The organism is Saccharothrix sabaoui, assembly GCF_051756985.1.
Classification (GTDB): Bacteria; Actinomycetota; Actinomycetes; order Mycobacteriales; family Pseudonocardiaceae; genus Actinosynnema.
Window position 1 is genome coordinate 58,812 of the sequence record NZ_JBPKJK010000012.1, and the last position, 24,374, is coordinate 83,185.

Annotated in this window: 24 protein-coding genes and 1 tRNA gene; 6 read left to right on the forward strand and 19 right to left on the reverse strand. The window is 72.2% G+C overall.

The window, feature by feature from the left end:
* Window positions 1-8: 8 nt before the first annotated feature.
* The 3 genes from ACR807_RS06030 to clpB form a co-directional block, all read right to left on the reverse strand.
* Window positions 9-788, reverse strand: coding sequence for an SDR family NAD(P)-dependent oxidoreductase (locus tag ACR807_RS06030; RefSeq protein WP_438920201.1), 780 nt, complete (start codon window positions 786-788; stop codon window positions 9-11).
* Complete coding sequence (locus ACR807_RS06035; RefSeq protein WP_438920202.1) at window positions 785-1,474, reverse strand: TtfA family protein; 690 nt, start codon at window positions 1,472-1,474, stop codon at window positions 785-787. The genes ACR807_RS06030 and ACR807_RS06035 overlap by 4 nt, the downstream gene beginning before the upstream one ends.
* 194 nt (window positions 1,475-1,668) lie before the next feature.
* On the reverse strand, window positions 1,669-4,251 hold the full coding sequence (gene clpB, locus ACR807_RS06040; RefSeq protein WP_438920203.1) for an ATP-dependent chaperone ClpB: 2,583 nt from the start codon (window positions 4,249-4,251) through the stop codon (window positions 1,669-1,671).
* 230 nt (window positions 4,252-4,481) lie between these two features.
* Here clpB and ACR807_RS06045 point away from each other — a divergent pair, with 230 nt between their 5' ends.
* Together ACR807_RS06045 and ACR807_RS06050 are read left to right on the forward strand one after the other, a co-directional pair.
* Entirely contained in the window at window positions 4,482-4,862 is a 381-nt protein-coding gene (locus tag ACR807_RS06045) for a VOC family protein (RefSeq protein WP_438920204.1), read from the forward strand.
* Between the two features lie 514 nt (window positions 4,863-5,376).
* Window positions 5,377-6,480 carry an FAD-binding oxidoreductase gene (locus ACR807_RS06050; RefSeq protein WP_438920205.1) on the forward strand — a complete coding sequence of 368 codons (1,104 nt, stop codon included), beginning with the start codon at window positions 5,377-5,379 and terminating at the stop codon, window positions 6,478-6,480.
* A gap of 484 nt (window positions 6,481-6,964) precedes the next feature.
* Here the strand turns inward: ACR807_RS06050 and ACR807_RS06055 are convergent, their stop codons facing one another.
* The 8 genes from ACR807_RS06055 to ACR807_RS06090 form a co-directional block, all read right to left on the reverse strand.
* A complete protein-coding gene (locus ACR807_RS06055) occupies window positions 6,965-7,393 on the reverse strand; it encodes a heat shock protein transcriptional repressor HspR (protein WP_438920206.1) in 429 nt (142 codons plus the stop codon).
* Window positions 7,390-8,562 carry a molecular chaperone DnaJ gene (dnaJ, locus tag ACR807_RS06060; protein WP_438920207.1) on the reverse strand — a complete coding sequence of 391 codons (1,173 nt, stop codon included), beginning with the start codon at window positions 8,560-8,562 and terminating at the stop codon, window positions 7,390-7,392. The genes ACR807_RS06055 and dnaJ overlap by 4 nt, the downstream gene beginning before the upstream one ends.
* Before the next feature lie 18 nt (window positions 8,563-8,580).
* Window positions 8,581-9,324, reverse strand: a complete 744-nt coding sequence (gene grpE / locus ACR807_RS06065) for a nucleotide exchange factor GrpE (RefSeq protein WP_438920208.1) — start codon at window positions 9,322-9,324, stop codon at window positions 8,581-8,583.
* Window positions 9,321-11,177 carry a molecular chaperone DnaK gene (gene dnaK, locus ACR807_RS06070; RefSeq protein WP_438920209.1) on the reverse strand — a complete coding sequence of 619 codons (1,857 nt, stop codon included), beginning with the start codon at window positions 11,175-11,177 and terminating at the stop codon, window positions 9,321-9,323. Before dnaK ends, grpE begins: the two co-directional genes overlap by 4 nt.
* 245 nt (window positions 11,178-11,422) lie before the next feature.
* Complete coding sequence (locus tag ACR807_RS06075; RefSeq protein WP_438920210.1) at window positions 11,423-12,226, reverse strand: DUF4097 family beta strand repeat-containing protein; 804 nt, start codon at window positions 12,224-12,226, stop codon at window positions 11,423-11,425.
* Between the two features lie 97 nt (window positions 12,227-12,323).
* Complete coding sequence (locus ACR807_RS06080; RefSeq protein ID WP_438920211.1) at window positions 12,324-12,893, reverse strand: hypothetical protein; 570 nt, start codon at window positions 12,891-12,893, stop codon at window positions 12,324-12,326.
* A gap of 24 nt (window positions 12,894-12,917) precedes the next feature.
* Window positions 12,918-13,466: a TetR/AcrR family transcriptional regulator gene (locus tag ACR807_RS06085; RefSeq protein WP_438920212.1), complete on the reverse strand. Its 549-nt coding sequence runs from the start codon at window positions 13,464-13,466 to the stop codon at window positions 12,918-12,920.
* 23 nt (window positions 13,467-13,489) lie between these two features.
* A complete protein-coding gene (locus ACR807_RS06090) occupies window positions 13,490-13,822 on the reverse strand; it encodes a DMT family transporter (RefSeq protein ID WP_438920233.1) in 333 nt (110 codons plus the stop codon).
* Window positions 13,823-13,967: 145 nt separating this feature from the next.
* Here ACR807_RS06090 and ACR807_RS06095 point away from each other — a divergent pair, with 145 nt between their 5' ends.
* Window positions 13,968-16,241: a (Fe-S)-binding protein gene (locus ACR807_RS06095; protein ID WP_438920213.1), complete on the forward strand. Its 2,274-nt coding sequence runs from the start codon at window positions 13,968-13,970 to the stop codon at window positions 16,239-16,241.
* 121 nt (window positions 16,242-16,362) lie between these two features.
* Here ACR807_RS06095 and ACR807_RS06100 read toward each other — a convergent pair whose 3' ends face one another.
* Both ACR807_RS06100 and ACR807_RS06105 read right to left on the reverse strand, forming a co-directional pair.
* Complete coding sequence (locus tag ACR807_RS06100) at window positions 16,363-16,746, reverse strand: phage holin family protein (RefSeq protein WP_438920214.1); 384 nt, start codon at window positions 16,744-16,746, stop codon at window positions 16,363-16,365.
* Between the two features lie 37 nt (window positions 16,747-16,783).
* Window positions 16,784-18,082, reverse strand: a complete 1,299-nt coding sequence (locus tag ACR807_RS06105) for a hypothetical protein (RefSeq protein ID WP_438920215.1) — start codon at window positions 18,080-18,082, stop codon at window positions 16,784-16,786.
* A 116-nt stretch (window positions 18,083-18,198) separates the two neighbouring features.
* Here ACR807_RS06105 and ACR807_RS06110 point away from each other — a divergent pair, with 116 nt between their 5' ends.
* On the forward strand, window positions 18,199-19,191 hold the full coding sequence (locus ACR807_RS06110) for a cation diffusion facilitator family transporter (protein WP_438920216.1): 993 nt from the start codon (window positions 18,199-18,201) through the stop codon (window positions 19,189-19,191).
* Here the strand turns inward: ACR807_RS06110 and dcd are convergent.
* The gene (gene dcd, locus ACR807_RS06115; protein WP_438920217.1) at window positions 19,188-19,769 is read right to left on the reverse strand and encodes a dCTP deaminase; all 582 of its coding nucleotides are present in this window, start codon (window positions 19,767-19,769) and stop codon (window positions 19,188-19,190) included. The genes ACR807_RS06110 and dcd overlap by 4 nt on opposite strands.
* A 75-nt stretch (window positions 19,770-19,844) precedes the next feature.
* Here dcd and ACR807_RS06120 point away from each other — a divergent pair.
* A tRNA-Gly gene (locus ACR807_RS06120) sits at window positions 19,845-19,915 on the forward strand.
* Between the two features lie 59 nt (window positions 19,916-19,974).
* Entirely contained in the window at window positions 19,975-20,364 is a 390-nt protein-coding gene (locus ACR807_RS06125; protein WP_438920218.1) for a hypothetical protein, read from the forward strand.
* Here the strand turns inward: ACR807_RS06125 and ACR807_RS06130 are convergent.
* The 5 genes from ACR807_RS06130 to ACR807_RS06150 all read right to left on the reverse strand — a co-directional run bounded on the left by ACR807_RS06130 (window position 20,361) and on the right by ACR807_RS06150 (window position 24,249).
* On the reverse strand, window positions 20,361-21,287 hold the full coding sequence (locus tag ACR807_RS06130; protein WP_438920219.1) for a phosphotransferase family protein: 927 nt from the start codon (window positions 21,285-21,287) through the stop codon (window positions 20,361-20,363). The two genes, ACR807_RS06125 and ACR807_RS06130, sit on opposite strands and share 4 nt — an antisense overlap.
* Before the next feature lie 31 nt (window positions 21,288-21,318).
* On the reverse strand, window positions 21,319-21,714 hold the full coding sequence (locus ACR807_RS06135) for a DUF5313 family protein (protein ID WP_438920220.1): 396 nt from the start codon (window positions 21,712-21,714) through the stop codon (window positions 21,319-21,321).
* Window positions 21,711-22,160: a MarR family winged helix-turn-helix transcriptional regulator gene (locus ACR807_RS06140; RefSeq protein WP_438920221.1), complete on the reverse strand. Its 450-nt coding sequence runs from the start codon at window positions 22,158-22,160 to the stop codon at window positions 21,711-21,713. Before ACR807_RS06140 ends, ACR807_RS06135 begins: the two co-directional genes overlap by 4 nt.
* A gap of 34 nt (window positions 22,161-22,194) precedes the next feature.
* A complete protein-coding gene (locus tag ACR807_RS06145) occupies window positions 22,195-22,581 on the reverse strand; it encodes a hypothetical protein (protein ID WP_438920222.1) in 387 nt (128 codons plus the stop codon).
* A 153-nt stretch (window positions 22,582-22,734) separates the two neighbouring features.
* On the reverse strand, window positions 22,735-24,249 hold the full coding sequence (locus ACR807_RS06150) for a sodium:solute symporter family protein (RefSeq protein WP_438920223.1): 1,515 nt from the start codon (window positions 24,247-24,249) through the stop codon (window positions 22,735-22,737).
* Window positions 24,250-24,374: the final 125 nt, after the last annotated feature.

Below are 24,374 nucleotides of genomic sequence, written 5' to 3' on the forward strand. Positions count from 1 at the left end.
CACGCGATCTAGGTGCGCCCCCGGCCGCCCGCCACGCGCGACGCGATCCGGCGCAGCAGCGGGCGCGGGACGAGGCGGGCGAACAGGGTGATGGCCTTGTACTGGGCACCCGGGATGGACAGCTGCCGGCCGGCCCGCAGGTCGGCGAGGGCGTCGTGCACGAGCCGCTCGACGTCCACGTAGAGCAGGTCGGGCGTCTTCGACATGTCGATCCGCGCCCGCTGGTGGAACTCGGTGCGCACGAAGCCGGGGCACAGCGCCATCACGCGCACGCCCGTGCCCGCGGTGGCCATGCCCATGCCCTCGGAGAACGACGTCACCCACGCCTTGTCGGCGCTGTAGGTGGTGCCGCGCCCCGGCAGGAAACCGGCCACGCTGGACACGTTGACCACCGAACCCCGGCCGCGCGCCACCATGCCGGGCAGCGCGGCCCTGGTCAGCCGCAGCACGCTGCGCACGTTGACGTCCAACTGGGACTCCAGCGCGGCCGGGTCGGCGTCCACGAACTCGGCGGACAGCGCGAACCCCGCGTTGTTGACCAGCAGGTCCACCTCGTGCGCGGCGAGGTGGTCGGCCACGGCGGCGCGGCCCTCCTCGGTGGCGAGGTCGGCGGGCAGCACCCGCACGGCCACGCCGTGCGCGGCGCGCAGCTCGGCCGCGGCGCGCTCCAGCCTCGCCTCGTCGCGGGCGACGAGCACCAGGTCGTGCCCCTCGGCGGCGAGGCGGCGCGCGAACGCGGCCCCGATGCCCGAGGACGCGCCCGTGACCAGGGCGGTCGGTGGCGTCACTGCTTCCCCCCGAACTGCGGTCGGTGGATCTCGGCGCCGGGGTCGTCCTCGGCGTCGAACGGGTCGACCACGTCGGCCAGCTCGCCGAGGTCGCGCAGCAGCCGCTCGATGCGGGCCGGGGTCGAGCCGGGCGGCGCGGCGGCCAGCACCCAGTCGTTCTCCAGCCACACGACGGTGACGTCGGCGCCGATCTCCTCGGCGGCGTCCACCAGGTCGGGGGTGATGAGCTTGCGCGCGGCGGGCAGCTCGCTCACGAACGCGTACCGCGAGCCGACCGGTCCGAGCAGGTCGGGCATCTGGTCGCGCTGGAACGGCACGCTGGGCAGCCACAGCTCCACGACCACCGGCAGCGCACGCCGGCAGCGCACGCCGACCAGCACCGAGTTGATCTTGCCGCCGGTCTCGTGGTCGAGCACGTAGACCTGGCGGCGACCGTCGGCGGTGAAGGTCGACCCCGCCACCACGTCCTTGGCGACGCCCGCGCCGTAGTACGCGATCGCGCCGCTCTCCCACCGGGTGGGCAGCACGTGGTCGGTCTCCTCGAACTGCCAGCCGCGCAGCGCCGCCCATCTGCGACGCTCGCGGTTACGCGCGGTTCGTTGCGCCCGGTCGGTGGCGAGCAGGGCGAACCCCGCGACGCCCGCGACCGCGGCGACGGTGAACCAGACCCACGCCGGTATGCCCACGGGTGCGAGAGTAGCGGGACCCGCCGCCGGAGCGAAGATCACCGGCGGCGCGGCACGCGCAAACGGATCAAGCTGTTACCCGGAAGGCGGCACCCGGCACCCCACCGGGGGGTGGGACGCCGGGTGCCGGGGGAACGCCGGGGGAACGCCGGGGGAACGCCGGGGGAACGCCGGGGGAACGCCGGGGGACGCCGCTAGCCGCGCCCGACGATCAGGCCGGACTGGTCGTCGACCACGTCGACCCTGACCACGTCGCCGTCGCGCACCTCGCCGGCCAGCAGTTCCTTGGCCAGCTGGTCACCGATCGACGACTGCACGAGCCGCCGCAGCGGGCGCGCGCCGTACACCGGGTCGAAGCCGTTCAGCGCGAGCCAGTCGCGGGCCGACGGGGTGACCTCCAGGGTCAGCCTGCGCTGGCCCAGGCGCCGCGCGAGGCGCTCGACCTGGATGTCCACGATGGAGGTCAGCTCCTCGGTGGCCAGCGAGTGGAACACCACGACGTCGTCGAGCCGGTTCAGGAACTCGGGCTTGAAGTGGGTGCGGACGACGCCCATCACCGCGTCCTCGCGCTGCCGCTCGTCGAGGTTGGCGTCCGCGATGACCTGCGAACCGAGGTTCGAGGTCAGCACCAGGATGGTGTTGCGGAAGTCGACCGTGCGGCCCTGGCCGTCGGTGAGGCGGCCGTCGTCGAGCACCTGGAGCAGCACGTCGAACACGTCCGGGTGAGCTTTTTCCACCTCGTCGAGGAGCACCACGCTGTACGGGCGGCGCCGGACGGACTCGGTGAGCTGCCCGCCCTGGTCGTAGCCGACGTAGCCGGGGGGCGCGCCGACGAGCCGGGCCACCGAGTGCTTCTCGGAGTACTCGCTCATGTCGATGCGGATCATCGCCCGCTCGTCGTCGAACAGGAACTCGGCGAGCGCCTTGGCCAGCTCGGTCTTGCCGACGCCGGTGGGGCCGAGGAACAGGAAGCTGCCGGTCGGGCGGTCGGGGTCGGCGACGCCCGCGCGAGTGCGGCGCACCGCGTCCGACACGACCCGCACCGCCTCGCCCTGGCCGACGACGCGCTTGGCCAGCTCGTCCTCCATGCGCAGCAGCTTCGCCGTCTCGCCCTCCAGCAGCCGGCCGGCCGGGATGCCGGTCCAGGCGGAGACCACGTCGGCCACGTCGTCCGGGCCGACCTCCTCCTTGAGCATCACGGCGGCGTCCTGCGTGGTGCGGGTGGCCTCCTCCAGCTCCTTCTCCAGGGCCGGGATGCGGCCGTAGCGCAGCTCCGCGGCCCGACCGAGGTCGCCGTCGCGCTCGGCCCGCTCGGACTCGCCGCGCAGCTGCTCCAGCTGCTCCTTGAGGTCGCGGACCTTCTCGATCGAGCCCTTCTCGTTCTGCCAGCGGGCGGTGAGGCCGGCCAGGGCCTCGCGCTTCTCGGCCAGCTCGGCGCGCAGCGCGGCGAGGCGTTCGACCGAGGCCGCGTCCGACTCCTTGGCCAGCGCCATCTCCTCGATCTCCAGCCGCCGGACCGCGCGCTCGACCTCGTCGATCTCGACCGGGCGGGAGTCGATCTCCATGCGCAGCCGCGACGCCGACTCGTCGACCAGGTCGATCGCCTTGTCGGGCAGGAAGCGGGCGGTGATGTAGCGGTCGGACAGGGTGGCGGCGGCGACCAGGGCGGCGTCGGTGATGCGCACGCCGTGGTGCACCTCGTAGCGCTCCTTCAGGCCGCGCAGGATGCCCACGGTGTCCTCGACGGACGGTTCGCCGACGAAGACCTGCTGGAAGCGGCGCTCCAGGGCCGGGTCCTTCTCGATGCGCTCGCGGTACTCGTCCAGGGTGGTCGCGCCGACCATCCGCAGCTCGCCGCGCGCCAGCATCGGCTTGATCATGTTGCCCGCGTCCATGGCGGAGTCGCCGCCCGCGCCGGCTCCCACGATCGTGTGAAGTTCGTCGATGAACGTGATGACCCGGCCCGCGGAGTCGGTGATCTCCTTCAGGACGGCCTTCAGCCGCTCCTCGAACTCGCCGCGGTACTTCGCGCCGGCGACCATCGCGCCCAGGTCGAGCGCCACCACGCGCTTGCCCTTGAGGGACTCGGGCACGTCGCCCGCCACGACGCGCTGCGCCAGGCCCTCGACGATGGCGGTCTTGCCGACGCCGGGCTCGCCGATCAGGACGGGGTTGTTCTTGGTGCGCCGGGACAGCACCTGCACGACCCGGCGGATCTCGGCGTCGCGGCCGATGACCGGGTCCAGCTCGCCCTTGCGGGCGCGCTCGGTCAGGTCGACGCCGTACTTCTCCAGCGCCTGGTAGGTGGTCTCCGGGTCGGGGCTGGTGACCCGCGCCGAGCCGCGCACCCTGGTGAACGCCTCGCGCAGCGCGTCGGGGGTCGCGCCGTGCCGCTTGAGCAGGTCGGCCACCTGGCCGCCGTGGTGGGCCAGGCCCACCAGCAGGTGCTCGGTCGAGACGTACTCGTCGCCCATCCCGGTGGCCAGCTCCTGGGCCTTGCCCAGGACGCGGACGGCGTCGCGCGAGAGCTGCGGCGCGGAGACCGACGAGCCGCTGGCCGAGGGCAGCGCCCGGGAGAGCTGCTCCAGCTCCTTGCGCACCTGGTCCGGGTCCGCGCCGACCGCGGACAGCAGCGGCGCGGCGAGGCCGTCGCCCTGGGCCAGGAGGGCGGCGAGGAGGTGGGTGGAGGTGACGTCCGGGTTGCCCCCGACGGTCGCCGCCTGCACGGCGGCGGACACGGCCTGCTGGGTCTTCGTGGTCGGGTTGAAAGCGTCCATTCCTCACCTCGGTCGGGTGTTCGTGCGCGCGGGCCGGCGGTCCGCGCCGGCTCTCGTCCTGCTCAACGTCAGAAAAGTTGAGCCTGTTCCGCTCAACCTAGCCGAAGCACGTGACGTGGGCCACGTCGGCTCGCCTGTTCGCCTGTTCGCCGGCTCGTCGACTCCGGGCTCCTCGGCCCGTCGGGCGAAACTCCGGTGCGCCGACCACGCGCGGGCGTGAGGATCTCCGCATGACCTCTCTCGTGCACCACATCACCGTCGACTGCCGGGACGCGTACGCGCTGGCGGAGTTCTGGAGCGTCGTGACCGGGCGGCCCGTCGGCGACGACGACCAGCCGGGCGACCCGGAGGCGCTGGTCGAGCTGCCGTCCGGGCCGGGACTGCTGTTCATCCAGGTGCCGGAGGGGAAGACCGTCAAGAACAGGCTGCACCTCGACCTCCAGCCCGACATCCCCCGCGACGCCGAGGTCGAGCGGCTGCTGCGCGCGGGTGCGACACTCGTGGACGACCGACGCCGTCCCGACGGGACGGGGTGGGTCGTGCTGGCGGACCCGGAGGGCAACGAGTTCTGCGTGGAGCGGAGTGCGGCCGAGCGTGAGGAACAGGGCTGAGCACGTCACCCGGATGTCGCACGCGGTTGTCCACACGGTGACGCGAGTTGTCCACAATCCGCAGGTGGGAATCCACAGGCGCGGTGCGGGACCGCACCAGTGCGGGTCGCGTTCGTCCGGTGAGGTGACGCCTCCGGCCCCTGCGGCGCGCGGCTCCTCGGTGGGGGTCGCGCCCGGTCACCCGCCCGGGTCCCATCGGACTCTTCGTGCCGAACATGGCCGGGGGAGTAGGCCAAGAAGCCCTGTTTCGGTATAAGTGATGGGGAATGACCACCCGTTGGTCGGAACGACTCGCGACCCTCGGTAATCGCACTGCACTCGAAGGTGGCATCAAGGAGTCAACCAGCCAGTTGACGGGTTAGGGTCCCCTCGTCGGGGATGGAAGCTTGACGAGGTAGCGCCTTGCTGGCGCCGCTGGAAACGTGGAGACTGCGCCCGGACCATGACTGCGAACGCTGTGTTGAGCCCCATCCCGAGCCCTCCGCACCGAGAACCTCCTCCTGGCGTCACCGCGATGGTGCGGATGATCCGGGAGAGCTTCGCGGTGGTGGAGCCGCGCCAGGAAGAGGTCGCGAAGTTCTTCTACGGCATGCTCTTCAGCCTGGCGCCCGCGACCCGCGAGATGTTCCCCGCGAACATGGAGGTCCAGCGGAGCCGGTTGCTGCGCGCGCTCGTCCACGTCGTGCAGATGGTGGACCGCCCGGACGACCTGATCCCGTTCCTGCGCCAGCTCGGCCGTGACCACCGCAAGTTCGGTGTCGTCAACGTGCACTACGAGTCGGTCGGCACGGCGCTGCTGGCGGCGGTGAAGAAGTTCGCCGGGCCCGCGTGGACGCCGCAGGTCGAGATGGCCTGGGCCGAGGCGTACACGATCATGGCGCGCGCCATGCAGGAGGCCGCCGCGGCCGACGACGGCCCCGCGTACTGGCACGCCACCGTGCTGGAGCACCAGCGGGTGAGCTGGGACCTGGCCGTCGTGCGGCTGCAACCGGACCACCCGGTGAACTACCGCGCCGGCCAGTACGTGAGCGTGGAGACGCCCCAGCGCGCCCGCCTGTGGCGCTACTTCACACCGGCCAACGCGCCGCGCGACGACGGCATCATCGAGTTCCACATCCGCTCGGTCGAGGGCGGCTGGGTCAGCCGGTCGATCGTCGGGCACACGCAGCCCGGCGACGTCTGGCGCATCGGCCCGCCCATGGGCCGGCTGTCGGTCGACCGGAAGTCCGGGCGCGACGTGCTCATGGTCGCCGGCGGCACGGGCGTGGCGCCGATGCACGCGATCATCGACGAGATGGCCAAGTGGGGCGAGAACCCGCGCGTGCACCTGTTCATGGGCGGCCGGACCCGCGAGGACCTGTACGACCTGGACAACCTCCAGCGGTTCGCGATGACCAACCCGTGGCTGACCGTCGTGCCGGTGCTGGAGTCGGACCCGGGCGCGCGGGGCGTGGAGCAGGGCACGCTGGCCGACGTGGTCACGCGGTACGGGACGTGGCAGGACCGCGACGTGCTGGTGTGCGGGTCGCCGTCGATGATCCGCGCCACCGTGTCGCGGATGCTGGTCGCCGGGACGCCGCTGGACCGGATCAAGTACGACCCGTTCACGCTGGACTGACCGCTCCCGTCCTCGGCTCCGCCCCGACTACGCCCCCGGCCCTGGCGACGGCCTTGGCCCTGGCGGCACGGGCGAACAGCCGCGAGCAGGCGAGGAGCGGCGCGCAGGCGAACAGCCGCGAGCAGCGGCGCACAGGCGGCGGGGCCTGGGCGGCAGCGGCGGTCAGCGGGTGCGAGCGGCCGGGCTGGGATCGGCCGGGCTGGGATCGGCCGGGCTGGGATCGGCCGGGCTGGGATCGGCCGGGCTGGGATCGGCCGGGCTGGGATCGGCCGGGCTGGGATCGGCCGGGCTGGGATCGGCCGGGCTGAAGATCACGGGCCGGGGATGGCCGGCTGGGGTGGCTGACCGGGGTGGGCCGGCGGTGGGTGGGGATGGTCGGGTGGTGCGTCGCGGGGTTCCTCATGTGCAACCGAGTGGCCGGACCCCCGTTTACGTACACCTCAGGGCCGATGATCACCCGATCGTGTCGCCGCCCCCGGTCTGATCAGCGCTTCTTCGCCGGCTTCCAGACCACCAGGGCCGTCTCGTGCCGCACCGGCACGAGGTCGCGCCGGTACGACGCGTGCACCGAGGCCGCCGCGTGCTCGGCCGCCGCCAAGGCCTGCGCCAGCTCCTCGGTCAGCTCCTGCACCCTCGTCCGCAGGGCGCCGACCTCGTTCTCCAGCTCGATGATGCGCTTGACGCCCGCCAGGTTGACGCCTTCCTCCTGGGACAGGCGCTGCACCTCGCGCAGCAGCACGATGTCGCGCATCGAGTACCGCCTGCCGCCGCCCGACGTGCGGCCCGGGGAGACCAGGCCCATGCGGTCGTAGGCGCGCAGGGTCTGGGCGTGCAGGCCCGACAGCTGGGCGGCCACGGAGATGACGAAGAACGGCGTGTCCTCGTCGGTGCCGGGCGGGAACGGGAAGCTCACACCGACCTCTTCTCCAACAGGGCGTTGAGCTCGGCGCGCGGGTCGTGCTGAGCGGTGGCCGAGGCGTAGTTCTCCAGTGCTTCGCGGGCGTCGGCGTCCATGTTGTTGGGCACGGCCACCTGGAGCGTGATGAGCAGGTCGCCGACCTGCCCGTCGCGCCGGGCGATGCCCTTGCCCTTGGCCCGCAGCACGCGCCCGCTCGCCGTGCCGGCGGGGACCTTCAACGTCACCTTGCCGTCGAGCGTGGGCACGGTCAACGTGGTGCCGAGCGCCAGTTCGGGGAACGTGACGGGCGTGGTGAGGGTCAGGTCGTTGCCGGTGCGGCCGAAGACGGGGTGCGGCGTCACGTGGACGCGCACGAACAGGTCGCCCGCCGGGCCGTTGTTGCGGCCGGGTTCGCCCTGGCCGGCGAGGCGGATGCGCTGCCCGTCGTCGACGCCGGCGGGGATGCGGATGGTGAGGGTGCGGGTCTTGGTGCTGACGCCGTCGCCGCCGCACTCGGGGCACGGGTCGTCGATGAGCCGGCCGGTGCCGCGGCAGTCGGCGCACGGCTCGCTGAACGCGAACGCGCCCTGGCTGCGGGTGACGAGGCCGGCGCCGCCGCAGTTGGTGCAGGTGCGGGGGGACGTGCCGGGGCGGGCGCCGGACCCGGTGCAGGTGCCGCAGGTGGCGGGGCTGGCGAGCCGCATGGGGACGGTGGCGCCGCGCACGGCCTCGGTGAAGTCGATGCGCACGTCGGTCTCGACGTCCTCGCCGCGCCGGGGGCGGGTGGCGGACGCGGTGCCGCCGCCCCGGCGGTTGAACAGCCCGCCGAGGAGGTCGCCGAGGCCGCCGCCCATGCCGCCGGCCTGCTGCTGCCGGTTGAACAGGTCGCCGACGTCGAACCCGCCGCCGCCACCGGTGCCGAAGCCGCCGGGGAACCCGCCGCCCCCGGCGAAGAGGCGGCGGGCTTCGTCGTACTGCTTGCGCTTCGCGGCGTCGGACAGCACGCCGTACGCCTCGGAGACGGCCTTGAAGCGCGCCTCGGCCTTGGCGTCACCGGGGTTGGCGTCGGGGTGGAGCTCCCGCGCCAACTTCCGGTACGCCTTCTTGATCTCGTCGGCCGAGGCGTCGGAGGAGACGCCCAGTTCGCGGTAGAAGTCCTTCTCGATCCAGTCCCTAGCGCTCATCGGACGCCGCCCCCTTTCCTAGTCCTGCTGGTCGTCCGCGGCCGGTGCGGCCGCGGGCTCGTGGTCGGTCACCGCGACCAGCGCGGGCCGGAGCACGCGCTCGCCGAAGCGGTAGCCGCGCCGGAGCACGGCGGTCACGGTGGGTCCGCTGACGTCGGGTGACGTGCTGTGCTGCACGGCCTCGTGGACGGACGGGTCGAACTCCTCGCCGTCGTGCCCGAACGGCTCCAGGCCGGTGGCGTGCAGGGCGTTGACGAGCTTGTCGGCCACCGCCTTGAACGCGCCGGTGAGGTCGCCGTGCGCGCCGGCCCGCTCGATGTCGTCGAGCACGCCGAGGAGTTCGCCGGCCACCTGCGCCTTGGCGTTGGCCACGACCGCCTCGCGGTCGCGCTCGACGCGCTTGCGGTAGTTGGCGTACTCGGCGGTGAGCCGCTGGAGGTCGGCGGTCCGCTCGTCGAGCTGGGCCTTCAGCGCGACGGACGGGTCGTCGGCCACCTCGGGCGCCGCGTCGGGCGTCACGTCGGACACGGCCTCGGCGGGGGCCTCCGGGGCCACCTCGGGGGTGGTCCCGGAGGTCGGGGCGTCCTCGACGTCCAGCGTGCCGGACGCCGGGGCGTCCTCGGGGGCGGCGTGGCGGCCACCCCCGTTCGCCGGGGCCTCGGCCGCGGCGCCGTCCGCCTGGACGCGCACCTCACCGGTGTCGGGGTCGACGCGCCGGCGGTCGTTCACGACCACTCGGGGCTGCTCCTCGGACTGGGTCACTTCTTCTCGTCCTCGTCCACGATCTCCGCGTCGACCACGTCGTCGGCCTTGGGGGCGTCACCCGCGGTGGACTGGCCACCCGCGGCGCCCGCGGCGTCGGCGGTGGGCGCGGTGTTGGCGTACAGGGACTGGCCGATGGCCTGCGACTCGGTGGCGAGCTTCTCCACCGCGGTGCGGACCTTGGCGATGTCCTCGCCCTTGAGGGCCTCGGTGGTCTCGGCGAGGGCGGCCTCGACCTTCTCCTTGACCTCGGCGGGGATCTTGTCCTCGTTCTCCTTGAGGACCTTCTCCGTCTGGTAGACGAGCGTCTCGGCCTGGTTGCGGACCTCGGCCTCCTCGCGGCGGCGCTTGTCCTCCTCGGCGTGCGCCTCGGCGTCCTTGATCATCTGCTCGATGTCGTCCTTCGGCAGCGCGGAGCCGCCGGTGATCGTCATCCGCTGCTCCTTGCCCGTGCCCATGTCCTTGGCGGACACGTGCACGATGCCGTTCGCGTCGATGTCGAAGGTGACCTCGATCTGCGGGACGCCGCGGGGCGCGGGCGGCAGGCCGGTCAGCTCGAACATGCCGAGCTTCTTGTTGTCGGCCGCGAAGTCGCGCTCGCCCTGGAAGACCTGGATCTGCACGGACGGCTGGTTGTCGTCGGCCGTCGTGAAGATCTCGGAGCGCTTGGTGGGGATGGTCGTGTTGCGCTCGATGAGCTTGGTCATCACGCCGCCCTTGGTCTCGATGCCCAGGGACAGCGGGGTGACGTCGAGCAGCAGGACGTCCTTGACCTCGCCCTTCAGCACGCCGGCCTGGAGGGCCGCGCCGACGGCGACGACCTCGTCCGGGTTGACGCCCTTGTTGGGCTCGCGGCCACCGGTCAGCTCCTTGACCAGCTCGGCCACGGCGGGCATGCGGGTCGAGCCGCCGACGAGCACGACGTGGTCGATGTCGCCGACGCTGATGCCGGCGTCCTTGATCACGTTGTTGAACGGGGCGCGGGTGCGCTCCAGCAGGTCGTTGGTGATCCGCTGGAACTCGGCGCGGGACAGCGTCTCGTCCATGAACAGCGGGTTCTTGTCCGAGTCGACCGTGATGTAGGGCAGGTTGATGGAGGCGTTGTTCGAGCTGGACAGCTCGATCTTCGCCTTCTCCGCGGCTTCGCGGATGCGCTGCAGCGCCATCTTGTCCTTGGTCAGGTCGATGCCGTTGCTCTGCTTGAACCGGTCGACCAGCCAGTCGACGATGCGCTGGTCCCAGTCGTCGCCGCCGAGGTGGTTGTCACCGGAGGTCGCGCGGACCTCGACGACGCCGTCGCCGAGCTCCAGCAGCGAGACGTCGAACGTGCCGCCACCGAGGTCGAAGACCAGGATGGTCTGCTCCTTCTCGCCCTTGTCGAGGCCGTAGGCCAGGGCGGCGGAGGTGGGCTCGTTGACGATGCGCAGGACGTTGAGGCCCGCGATCTGGCCGGCCTCCTTGGTGGCCTGGCGCTGCGAGTCCTCGAAGTAGGCGGGGACGGTGATCACCGCGTCGGTGATCTCCTCGCCCAGGTACGCCTCGGCGTCGCGCTTGAGCTTCATCAGCACGCGCGCGCTGATCTCCTGCGGGGTGTACTGCTTGCCGTCGACGTCGGCGGTCTTCCAGTCCGTGCCGATGTGCCGCTTCACGGACCGGATCGTCCGGTCGACGTTGGTCACCGCCTGGTTCTTGGCGGGCTGACCGGTGAGCACCTCGCCGTTCTTGGCGAAGGCCACGATGGACGGGGTCGTCCGCGAGCCCTCGGAGTTGGCGATCACCGTCGGCTCGCCACCCTCGAGAACCGCGACGACGGAGTTGGTCGTCCCCAGGTCGATGCCGACCGCTCGCGCCATTTGGATTCCTCCTGGTAGTGCGTCTGTGAGAGCCCCGCGTTGAGCGGTCCCGGCTCAAGTTTGCCAGGTCTTCCGGACTTGAGTCCAGTCGGCTCAACCTTCCTGCCTGTCCAACGACCGGGGCCTCCGGGGTGTTCCCGGCGGGACGTGATCCGCGCCACCCCGGACGCCGGACGGCCCCGGCCGACCGGTGTCGACCGGGGCCGGGGCCGTCGCCGACCACCGCTGCTCCTCGCTGACCGCGACTACCTCGTGCGGACCGCCACGTTGCCGCTGTCGCTGCGCAGCACCAGCTCGACGGCGGCGCCGGCGTCCTCGCGCACGTCGACGACCCGGTCCCCGCTGTCCGCCACCGCGTCCACCCGGTACGCCCCCTCCGGCACGCGGACCAGCACGTTGCCGCTGCTCGCGGAGGCGTGCACGGGCGCCGCGACGGCCATCTCCACGTCCACGTCGCCGGAGCCGTTCTCGACGGTCACCGCGCCGCGCATCCCGGACAGCCGGGCGTTGCCGGAGTCGACCCGGCCGCTGAAGGCGCCGCCGACCGAGGCCGCCTCGACGTCGCCGGAACCGTTCTCCACCCGCACCGCGCCGCTGACGTCGCGGAGCACGGCGTTGCCGGAGTCGACCACGACCTCGACCGAGGCCACGCCCTCCAGGCGCACGTCGCCGGAGCCCACCTCGCCGGTGACCCGGACGTCGGCGGACGGGACGACGACCTCGTAGTCGACCGAGCACGGGTTGCCGCAGCCGTCGAGCACCAGGACGTCCCCCTCCAGCCGGTGCGACTCGCCGCTCGGCCGGTCCGACGACTTCGGGTACCGCACCTGCCGCCGGACGTCGGTGGACGTCGCCCCCGTGCCGCTGCGGACGACCACGTTGCCCGACCCGTTCTGCACCCTGATCTCGGCGACCCGCCCCGTCACCGCGTGCCGGTCGTCGAAGCCCTCCTGCACGAGCCGCACGCAGGACGTGAGCGGCACGACCGCCGCCACCGCCACGACCGCGAACCACGCGATCCGCTTGACCACGACTGCCCCCTCAGACATCACCCGTTCGTCGTGACCACGCTAGGGCGGCGCGGGGGGCCGCCACACCGGGGAGACCCCCGAGGGCGTGCGGGGGTTGTCCCTACCCCCGGCCCGGTCAGGCCAGGGCCTCCACGACGGCGCGCAGGGCGGGCGCGGCGCGGGCCGGGTCGCCGAGGAAGCGCTGCGAGGCGATGACGTGCGCGTCGGTCATCCGCTCCCACACCATGCCCTGCACGGGCACCTCGGTGACGACCAGCCGGAACGGGCGGACGTAGCGGCCCAGCCGGTTCTCCACGCCGCGGACCACCTCGCCGATGGGCAGCGCGCCGCGCGTGGTGGCGTGGTGGCGGGCGTAGTCGTCGGCCGCCTCGCCGAGGGCGAGCACGGCGGCGCGCAGGGCGGGCCGGACGCGCAGGGACTGGCTCCCCGGGTCGGTCGGCGCCGGGGACGACGCCTCGGCGCGCACGTGGTCGAGGACGTCGGCCCACCAGCCCAACCACTCGTCGACCGCCGCGGCGCGGTCGACGCCCGCCGGGACGACGACGGGCACGGACGGGTCGAGGCCCGGCAGCTCGGGCACGGTGTCGACGGAGAGGGCCAGGGTGTCGCGCACGAACAGGGCGGTGGTGACCGCGCGACTGGTCCCGTGCGACACCTGCCACGACTCACGCCTGGGGAACCCCATGCCACCCAGTGTCCCGCGCGAAGGTCATCCGGCGGGCATCAGAAGGGACACGACGGGCTCGAACTCGTGCGCCATTGGGGGGATTTCCGCGATCAGGCCCTGGATCAGCAGCCCGTCGAGGCCCGCGAGCAGCGCCCGCACCGCCACCGGGCCCGCCGCGCCGATCGACGGGCCGACCGCCTCGGCGACCAGGTCGAGCCACCGGCGCGCCGCGGCGCGCAGCTCCGGCCGCCGCGCGGCCAGCAGGTACAGCTCGTACTCGGCCATCGTGCGGCCGCGGTGCGGGCCCACGGCGTCGGCCAGGAACCCGGCGACCGCCGCCGGGGTCGGCGCCAGGGCGCGGAAGCTCGCCGCCATCTCCTCCGCCGACCAGGTCAGCGTCGCGACCAGCAGGTCGTCGAGGGTCGCGTAGTAGTAGGTCGCCGAGGTCGCGGGCACACCCGCCTCGCGCGCCACGGAGCGGTGGCTCACGCCCGCCACGCCGTCCCGCTCGACGACCCGCAGCGTCGCCTCCAGCAGGGCGCGCCGCCGCCGGTCGCCGCGCGCCCGCCGCCCGTCAGCCACCGCCGCCACCCACTACCCGCCGGTCGCGCCCGTCACCCGCGCCCGCCGGCGCTGCCCAGCTCGATGGCGACGACCCCGGCGATCACCAGCAGCAGGCCCACCACCACGGTCGCGTTCATCGGCTCCTTGAACAGCACGGCGCCGACCGTGGCCACCGCGGCGATGCCGAACGCGCACCAGATCGCGTACGCCACGCCGATCGGCAGGCCCATCTGAAGGGTCTTGGCGAGCGCGGTGAACGCCACCAGGTACCCCACGACCACCACGATCGAGGGAATCGGCTTGGAGAACCCCTCGGACAGCTTGAGGGACACCGTGGCGACGACCTCACCGACGATCGCCACCGCGAGGGCCGCGTAGACCAGCACAGGAGTCCCCTCACGACAAGTTGAACAAGTGTTCCAGAAGTGTAGCCGCTCTATGTGATCGCACACGTCCAAGTGGTTACCGGTCAGTAATCGGGCGTAGGCTGCCCAGCCAGGAGCACGGACGAGAAAGGCCGCCACCACAATGGGAGCCCTCCAGCTCACCCTCGGCGCCATCGGCGTCGCCGTCAGCGTGTACGCCTGGGGTCTGTTCGTCGCCGGTGTGATGCGGATGATCCGGATCATCCGCCTCGGCCAGCCGGACGCGACGCGCAACGGCCCGTTCTGGCCGCGCCTCAAGACGCTGGTCGTGGAGTTCGCCGCGCACACCCGGATGGCCAAGTTCCGCAAGGTCGCCCCCTGGCACTGGATGGTGATGTGGGGCTTCCTCATCGGGTCCGTCGTGCTGTTCGAGGCGTACGGCGAGGTCTTCTACCCCGGCTTCCACTGGCCGGTCATCGGCACGTGGTCCGCGTGGGCCCTGCTGATCGAGCTGCTCGGCCTCGGCACGGTCGTCGGCGGCGTGGCCCTCGCGGTCATCCGCCAGCTCAACCACCCGCGCCGCGCCGACCGGCTGTCCCGGTTCGCGGGCTCCAGCTTCAAGTCCGCCTACTTCGTCGAGGCGGTCGTGATCATCGAGGGCCTCGGCATCCTCGGCGTGAAGGCGTTCAAGCAGGCCGCCGGCCTGGAGGACCCGCCGCTGTGGTCGTCCTTCGTCACCGCGCCGCTGTCGACCGTCCTGCCGTCGAACCCCGACTGGGTCTCGGTCATGGCGATCATCAAGCTGCTGTCCGCGATGGTGTGGCTGGTCGTGGTGGCCAAGAACCTCACCATGGGCGTCGCGTGGCACCGGTTCAGCGCCTTCTTCAACATCTACTTCAAGCGCGAGGACGACGGCGGCGTCGCCCTGGGCGCGCTCAAGCCGATGATGAGCGGCGGCCAGGTCCTCGACCTGGAGGAGGCCGACCCCGACAAGGACGTGTTCGGCGTCGGCAAGGTCGAGGACTTCTCCTGGAAGGGCTGGCTGGACTTCAGCACCTGCACCGAGTGCGGTCGCTGCCAGTCCCAGTGCCCCGCGTGGAACACCGGCAAGCCGCTGTCCCCGAAGCTCGTCATCACCCAGCTGCGCGACCACGCGTTCGCCAAGGCCCCCTACCTGCTCGCCGGCGGCAGCAAGGACATGGCGGGCGACGAGGTCGGCATCACCGAGGACAAGTACGAGGACTACAAGAAGCGCCTGGAGTCCATCGACGTCCTGGCCATGGCCGAGTCCGAGCGCCCGCTCATCGGCGGCGTGGACGAGATGGGCGTCATCGACCCCGAGGTGCTGTGGTCCTGCACCACGTGCGGCGCGTGCGTCGAGCAGTGCCCGGTGGACATCGAGCACGTCGACCACATCGTCGACATGCGCCGCTACCAGGTGCTGATCGAGTCGAACTTCCCGTCCGAGCTGGGCGGCATGTTCAAGAACCTGGAGAACAAGGGCAACCCGTGGGGCCAGAACTCCAAGGACCGCCTCGCGTGGACCGAGGGCCTGGACTTCGAGGTGCCGGTGTTCGACGGCGAGCTGGGCGACACCGAGTACCTGTTCTGGGTCGGCTGCGCGGGCGCGTTCGAGGACCGGGCGAAGAAGACCACGCGGGCCGTGGCCGAGCTGCTGCACACCGCGGGCGTCAAGTACACCGTGCTCGGCCCGGAGGAGTCCTGCTCCGGTGACCCGGCGCGGCGCGCGGGCAACGAGTTCCTGTTCCAGATGCTGGCGCAGCAGAACGTCGAGGTGCTCAACACCGTGTTCGACGGCCGCGACCCCGGCCAGCGCAAGATCGTCGTGACCTGCGCGCACTGCTTCAACACCCTGGCCAACGAGTACCCGCAGGTCGGCGGCCAGTACGAGGTCGTGCACCACACGCAGCTGCTCAACCGCCTGGTGCGCGAGCGGCGGCTGGTGCCGGTGGCCGAGATCGCCGAGGACGTCACCTACCACGACCCCTGCTACCTGGGTCGCCACAACAAGGTCTACGAGGCGCCGCGCGAGCTGGTCGGCGCGTCCGGGGCCACGCTGCGCGAGATGCCGCGGCACGGCGACCGGTCCATGTGCTGCGGCGCCGGCGGCGCCCGCATGTGGATGGAGGAGCGCATCGGCAAGCGGATCAACGTCGACCGCGTGGACGAGGCGCTCGGCACCGCGCCGTCGAAGATCGCCACCGGCTGCCCGTTCTGCCGCGTGATGCTCACCGACGGCGTGACGGCCCGCCAGAACGAGGGCGTCGCCGCGCCGCACGTCGAGGTCGTCGACGTGGCGCAGCTGCTGCTGACCGCCGTGCGGCGCGGCCAGGACCGCGAGGCGCAGGACGTGCCGACGGACGAGACGTCCACCGGCACCCCGCTGCCGGACGAGGACAAGGCCGCGACCAACTAGGTCCGCCCCGTGCACGGCCGAACGCCCCCCTCCGCACCAGGCGGAGGGGGGCGTTCGGCGTCCTGCCGGTCCTGTTCGCCCGGTCGGGGTCGTTCGGTCCGGGTCGTTCGGTCCGGGTCGTTCAGTCGCGGTCGGTGACGCGGTCGTAGACCAGGTTCAGCACCCAGCCGACCAGGGCCACGATGATCGCGCCGAAGAACGCGGGCCAGAAGCCGCTCACCTCGAACGGCAGGCGCAGCTCCCCCGCCAGCCACCCGGTGAGCCAGAACAGCAGGGCGTTCACGACCAGGCCGAACAGGCCGAGCGTGACCACGTAGAACAGGCAGCCGAAGAACTTCACCAGCGGCTTGACCACCGCGTTGACCAGGCCGAACAGCAGTGCCACGCCGATCAGCGTGACGATCTTGACGGGCGTCGGCGCGCCCGCGTCCAGGTCGATGCCCGGGATGACCGTGGCGACCCAGACCGCCACCGCCGTCAGCAGCACGTGCACGAGAATGCCCATGCTGCCGCAGGTTAGCGGTGGCGGTCGGCCGAACGGGTCAGGCGCGACGGCGGCGGCGCGCCGCCAGGAGGGCCAGCGAACCGCCGCCCACCAGCAGGGCACCGGCCACGAGGAGCGCGAACGGCGCGGCGCCCGTGCCCGCCAACCCGCCGCCGGGACCGGTCTGCGCCACCGCGGCGGCCGTGGTGGTCGTCGTGGGCGCCACCGGGTCGGTCGGGTTCGCCGGCGCGGTCGTGGTCGGTTCGGCGGGCGGGGTCGTGGTGGTGCGCTCCACGACCTCGATCGGCAGGAACGCGTGGTTGTCCTTGCTGTCCGGGTCGGGCAGGGACCGCCGCGAGATGAGGTCGACGAACAGGTGCAGCTGCTCGACCTCCAGGTCGGTCACCCGGTACCGCAACCGGAACTCACTGGTGGTGTTCGGCTCGACCGGGGCGGCCATCACGAACTCGCCCGCGCCCGCGTCGACCAGGTTGTCGCTCAGCGAGAGCAGCTCGCCCGGGTCCTTGAACATGAAGACCGACGTCTGGTCCTGCACGGCGCCCGAGGTCACCGACACGACGAACTCCACCTCGTCGCCGACCTGGTAGACGTCCTTCGCGGGCTCCAGCCGCGCCGCGCCCACCGACCAGTCGCTGTCCGGCCGCACGTACCGGACGTCGACGCGCGTCGTCGTGCCGGGGTCGACGTGGAACGCCTTGCGGTAGGTGGCCGGGTCCACGTCGCGCTCGGTCAGCACGGGGGCCAGCTCGAAGAACGGGCGCTGCTCGGGCGCGAGGAGCAGGTGCTCGCCGAACGGCAGGTCGTGGAACACCAGCACGTTGTCCGCGCCGCGCACCGGCGCGGGCCGGTCCACGCGGTCGAAGATCAGCCTGATGGGCTCGCCGCCCTCGACCTCGCGCTCCCACGTCTGGCGGGTGCCGTCCTGGTCGGCGTCGATGAACGTGGAGACCTCGACGGTGCCGCCGCGGATGCCGAAGTCGAGCGTGCGGCTGCCGGACCCGAAGAACTGGGCGTCGGTGGTCGCCTCGTAGCGGTCGGTGTTGGGGTTGTAGATCGCGAGCTTGACGTCGGGCAGGCCCTCGACCCGGTAGCGGCCGTTCGCGTCGGTGCCGTACTCGCCGATGAACGCCTTGGTGTCGTGCTCGAAGACGCGGACCGCGCGGCCGTTGGACAGGGGCTGCTCGCCCTCGTCGAACCGGCCGTTCGCGTCCCGGTCGAACCACACCAGGCCCTCGATGGTGACGGTGCCCCCCTGGCCCTGGGCGATGCCGCCCGTCGTCGTCACCGCGGCCGCCGCCACGAGCACGGCCGCGACGCGGCCGATCAGGTTTCGCACCCGGAATCCCCCTGAAGATCGAATCTCTCACCTCGTCGTCGCAAAGCGAGCACTGATCGTTTCGAGACCTGTGTCACAGCGCTGCGGATCAGCGCCCGCGGGCATAGCGTCGTGGCATGCCCGAGGAGTCCTCACCCAAGACCGGCGGCGGGGAGAGCACGCTCACCGTGCTGCTCGCCCTGGCGGTGAACCTGGCCATCGCGATCATGAAGGCCGTGGCCGGCGTGATCACCGGCTCGGCGGCGATGATGTCGGAGGCCGCGCACTCGGTGGCCGACACGTTCACCGAGGCCCTGCTGCTCACCGCGCTGCGCCGCTCCGAGCGCCCGGCCGACCGCAGGCACCCGTTCGGGTACGGCAAGGAGCGGTACTTCTGGTCGCTGCTCGCCGCCGTGTCGATCTTCGTGTCGGGCGCGGTGTTCGCGTTCTACGAGGGGTTCCGGACCGTGTTCGGCGCGCCGGAGGAGCAGGGCAGCCCGGTCGTCGGGTACGTGGTGCTGGCCATCGCGTTCGCGCTGGAGTCCGTGTCGTGGGCGCAGGCCGTGCGGCAGGTGCGGCGGCAGTCCCGCGAGGAGGGGCGCACGGTGTGGGCGTTCCTGCGGGTGTCGGACGACCCGACCGTGAAGACGGTGTTCCTGGAGGACTCGGCGGCCCTGGTCGGCCTGCTGCTCGCGTTCGGCGGGATCGGCCTGCACCACCTCACCGGGTCGTCGGTGTGGGACGGCGTGGCGTCGCTGCTGATCGGCGCGCTGCTCGCGGTGGTCGCCTACACCCTCGCCTCCACCAACCGCGGCCTGCTCATCGGGCGGCAGGCCGACCCGCACCTGGTGCGCGCGGCGTGGGCGTACCTGCGCGACGTGCCCGAGGTCGAGCAGGTCGTGGACCTGCTCACGATGGCCGTCGGCACGGACCGCGTGCTGCTGTGCGCGCGGCTGGACTTCGACGACTCCCTGACCGCCGCCGAGCTGGAGCGGGCGTGCGTGCGCATCGACGCCTCGCTGCGCGAGCTGCACCCCGAGCTGGACGAGGTGTTCCTCGAACCCGTGCCGCGCACCGACCCCGACCTGCGGGCGCGCGTGCTGGCCAGGTACGGCGACCTGCGGCTCTAGCGCTCCGTCGACGAGCGGTGGAAGTTCAGGTAGGCGCGCGACGGCGTCGGTCCGCGCTGCCCCTGGTAGCGCGACCCGGCCTGCTGCGAGCCGTACGGGAACTCGGCCGAGCTGCTGAGCCGGAACAGGCACAGCTGGCCGATCTTCATGCCCGGCCACAGCGTGATCGGCAGGTTGGCGACGTTCGACAGCTCCAGCGTGATGTGGCCGGAGAAGCCGGGGTCGATGAACCCCGCCGTGGAGTGCGTCAGCAGGCCCAGGCGGCCGAGGGACGACTTGCCCTCCAACCGGCCGGCCAGGTCGTCGGGCAGGGTGACCAGCTCGAACGTGGAGCCGAGCACGAACTCGCCGGGGTGCAGCACGAACGGCTCGTCGTCGACGGGCTCGACGAGCGAGGTCAGGTCGTCCTGCTGCACCGAGGGGTCGATGTGCGTGTACCGCGTGTTGTTGAAGACGCGGAAGAACCGGTCCAGTCGGACGTCGATGCTGGACGGCTGCACCATGACGTCGTCGAACGGCTCCAGGACGAGACGTCCGGAGTCGACTTCCTTGCGCAGGTCGCGGTCGCTCAACAGCACGGGCACAGCCTAGGTGGGGGGAGAGGCGGTACGACCCGCCGGGGGTGTCCGTGTATGATCGAGCACGCACGGCAGGCGGGTGTAGTTCATTGGTAGAACGACAGCTTCCCAAGCTGTAGAGGCGGGTTCGATTCCCGTCACCCGCTCAGTGAGTCGAAGGCCCGGGTCGTTGACCCGGGCCTTCGCCGTGTGCAGGGTCTACCCCGTGACGACGGCTCCCTACGTGCGCTTCCAGGGAACGCGGCGCCATGAGCGCGGCTTCTTCCCCGGTGTCTTCATGCTGGTCAACCGCCTGGCGCGGGACGGGGTGCTGACCGCCGAGCAGGAGTTGTTCAGGCGGGTCAACAACGAGTGGTTCGACGGGGCCTACACGACGCCGTCGCACGTCGACCCGACCGTGTACGACCGGGACGTCAACCCCGGCGCGGTGGCCTGGTTCAAGGTCGACGCGGCCCGGCACCTGGTGGCGCGGGTCGACGGGTACCTGGAGATCCTGACCGCGCACGGGATCGGGTGGGAGCGGGTCGAGTCCGCCGATCCCGGTCGGGTCGTCTACGAGGACGAGCACCAGGTGGTGGTCGTGCCGCGCGGTTAGCGCAGCCAGGTCGTCCACTCCGGCAGGGACGCCAGGGACGTGCGCAGGTCCGCCAGCAGGCGGAGGGCGTGCGGTCCGGCCGCGGCGCGTTCGGCGGGGGTCACGGGGCGGTGGCCGAGGGCCCGCCACAGCATCCACGCGGCGCCGCCCAGGCAGGTCCCGAGGTGACCGGCGAACGACGCGGTGGTCGCCGGGGGACGCCTGCCGCCCGCCGACTCGTACGCCTCGACGACGGTGGTGAAGGCGGCGCGGTCGGTCAGGCCGGCGAACGCCAGCGCCGACCGGGTCAGCTCCCACTCCGCGTGGTCCTCGCCCGCGCCGTCCCAGTCGACCAGGAGGGGGCCGGCGGCGGTGTGCAGGACGTTGTCCGGCTTCACGTCGCCGTGCGTGCGGACCGGGGTGAGGTCGGCCGGGTCGTGCGAGCCGATCAGCGCGACGGCCTCGGCGATGTCGGGCAGGTGGCCGCGGACGGCGTCGGTGAGCGGGCCGGGGGACTCGTCGAGCCAGGTCAGCCACTCGTCGACCGGGTGCGGTCGCCACCCGGGCGTCCCGCCGGCTGGCAGCGCGTGCAGGGCGGCCAGCGTCGCGCCCACCCAGGGGAGCACGGGTGACGGCGGCACCGGGTCGTGCCACTCGTGGACCAGCCAGCTGTGCCCGTCGACGTCGGCGAGCAGCGGTTCGGCCTCGACGAGCGGCCGGACGGGGCGCGGCATGGGCAGGCCGCGGTCCAGGGCGTCGCGCTGGACGGCGGCGGACACGCGGTAGGCGTCGGTCCACCAGGACTCGCGGGAGCGGTTCAGGCGCTTGGCGGCCCACGTGCCGCGGGACGTGCGCAGCCGCCACACCAGGTGCGACGCGCCGCCGGTCACCGGGACGTGGTCGAGCACCTCGCCGAGGTCGAACGCCCGCGCCACCGCTTCCACGACGGGCACGCTAGCGCGGGTCGGGGGCGGGTCAGGAACCGTTTTCGGTGGACCGCCACACCGCCCGGTACCGCTCCTGGTCGCGTTCGGCCCGCGCCCGCCGCACCCCGGCCGCCGCGCCGCGCGGGTAGCCGTACTTCGTCAGCCGGTGGTCGGTGCTCTCGATGGCGTACGACACGCCGAAGTAGACGCCCACGATCAGGCCGAGCGACCCGCACGCGACGGCCAGCGGCAGCGGGGAGCCCAGGCCGAGGACCAGGGCGAGGGTGATCAGGATGGTGAGCGGCAGGACCTGGAGGAACATCCGCACGCCGAACCACAGCAGCCACGTCGGCTTGGTCGCCTGGTGGAACACCCACTCGCGGTACCGCTGGGGCAGCCGGCCGCCGACCAGGTACCAGGCGGCCAGGTACCACGGGGGCTTCACCGGCGCCCCGACGCGCCGATGACGCGCGTCAGCACGCCGTGCAGGTCGCGCAGCTCGTCGAGGGACATGCCGAGCTTCGCCACGATCGCGGGCGGGATCTCCAGTGCCCGCTCGCGCAGCGCCGCGCCCTCCGGGGTCAGCGCCACGGCCAGCAGCCGCTCGTCGGCGGCGTCCCGCGACCGGGTCACGTAGCCGATCGCCTCCAGCCGCTTGAGCAGCGGGGACAGCGTGGCGGGTTCGAGCGCCAGCATCCTGCTCAGCTCCTTCACGGACAGGGGAGCCCGCCCCCACAGGGCGAGCATCACCAGGTACTGCGGGTGGGTCAGGTTCATCGGGTCGAGCAGCGGGCGGTAGAGCGCGACCACGTTGCGCGACGCGATGGACAGCGCGAAGCAGACCTGGCGCTCCAGGTCCAGCGGGTCCTCTACGTTTTGTGCACTAATCATTAGTGCCCATACTACCTCGGCCGGACGGGTCCGCTCACCTGGCGTCCAGTTCGGCCCACCCGCCGCCGAGCGCGAGCAGCGCCCGCACCGACGCGGCGTGCTCGGCCACGCCGGCCAGGTCGCTGTGCAGCAGGGCCGCCCGGTCCGCGTCGACCGGGACGTGGTCGTCGCGCCACAGGTCCACGGGCAGGCTCACCACGAACACCACGGAGTCGAGGAGCCGGAGCACGGCCGCCCGCGGGTCGCCCGGGTAGCCGGCGCGGATGTCGGCGCACGCGGCGATCAGGTCGGCGAGGTCCCGCACGGCCGCCGCCGGCGTGCCGTCCCACTCCGGCGACGGCCAGACGCGCGTGTTCAACGCCATCCACAGCCGCCACCCGGCGTGCGACTCGGCCTCGTCCCGCGGCTGCCAGGCACCCATCCCCCCACTGTGCGGGTGCGCGGCGGCACCCGCACCGCGGGGGGCGGTACTCACTGCGGAACTGCGGACCCGGTCGGACGACACCCCGGTCGGGGGGGCGGTCCGGCCGGACGACGCCCGGTCGGACGACACCCCGGTCGGGTGCCGGCCCGGTCAGGTGCGGACGGTCTCCCGCTCGTCGTCCGAGTCGGACTGCAGCGAGTCGACGAGCGCCGCCCGGTCCTCCGACGGCTCCGGCTTGATCACCAGGCCGATGACGAGGTACAGCACCAGCGACACGAGCAGCGGCCAGGACACGATCACCGCCTGCGTGACGAACTCGACCTTGTTCAGCTGGAGCACGTACAGCACGGCCCACGTCCCCAGGCCGCCGATGGTCGAGCTCATCGCGGCGGTCGGGCCGACCTTCTTGAACCACGGCAGCAGGCCGAGCATCAGCGGGATCGCGATCGGGCCCATCGTGGCCGCCACCAGGGCGATCACCACCTTCAGCACGAAGCCCTTGGTGTCGGCGGTGAGCGCGATCGTCATGCTCAGCCCGATGAACAGGAACGTGGTGACCCGGGCCAGCTGGAGCTGGGCCGCCTCACCGAGCCTGGCCGCGCCCTTCCACAGCCGGGGCAGGATGTCCCGGGTGATGACGGCCGAGATCACGTTGGCGTCCGAGGACACCATCGCCATGGTGTGCGAGAAGAAGCCCGCCAGGACCAGGCCGACCATGCCCGCGGGGAGCATCTCCTTGCCCATCTCCACGTACGCCTGCTCGGCGTTGGCCTCCATGCCGGGCACGATCAGCGGCGCCGCCCACATCGGGAAGAACAGGATGAGCGGCCAGACCAGCCACAGGGCGCTGGACAGCAGCGCGGAGCGCTTGGCGGCGGCCCCCGTCGGCGCGGCCATGTAGCGCTGCGCCAGGTTCCACATGCCGCCGTTGTACTCCAGCGTCTTGATCAGGAACAGCGCCATGAAGAAGATCAGCGTGTACTGGCCCGACAGCGGGTCGGAGTGCGACTCGGGCAGCTCGTCCCAGATCTCCCACATGAAGCTGATGCCGCCGAAGTGCGACGCGACCGCGATGAACATGGCGATGCCCGCGAGGCCCTGGATGATGAACTGGCCGAAGTCGGTGAGCGCGTCGGCCCACAGGCCGCCCAGCACCGAGTAGACCATCGTGACCGCGCCGACCAGCGCGATGCCGAGCCAGATCGGCACGCCCGCGAAGCCCTGGAGCAGCAGCGCCACCGCGACCCACTTGGCGGCGATGTCGACGACCTTCAGCGCCGCGCCGGCCCACGCCATGACCTGCTGCGTCGGCACGTTGTAGCGGCGGGCCAGGTACTCCAGCGGCGATTTCACGCCGTGCTTGGAGCGCAGCCGGTTCCAGGCGCCGGCCCAGAGGAACGCGCCGATCCCGACGCCCAGGCCGATCGTGAGCGCCCACCAGATGTAGACGGTGAGCCCGAGGCGGTACGCCTCGGCCGCGAAGGCCACGAACATGACCGCGCTGTAACCGGACATGTGGTGCGAGATGCCGGAGAGCCACCACGGCATCCGTCCGCCCGCGGTGAAGAAGTCCGCGATGTTCTTGATCCGGCCACGTGACCAGTAGCCGATGGCCACCATCACGAAGAAGTACCCACCGACGACGACCCAGTCGAGGGTGCCCATGAGACCTCCACGAGTGCTCGGCCCACGGGGTGGCAGCGCGGAACTGCGGGCGGCGGTGCGCGACGCCCCACATGGGTGTGTGACGTACGTCTTACGAGGGTGTTGCCCCGTGCGGAAGGTCGCGG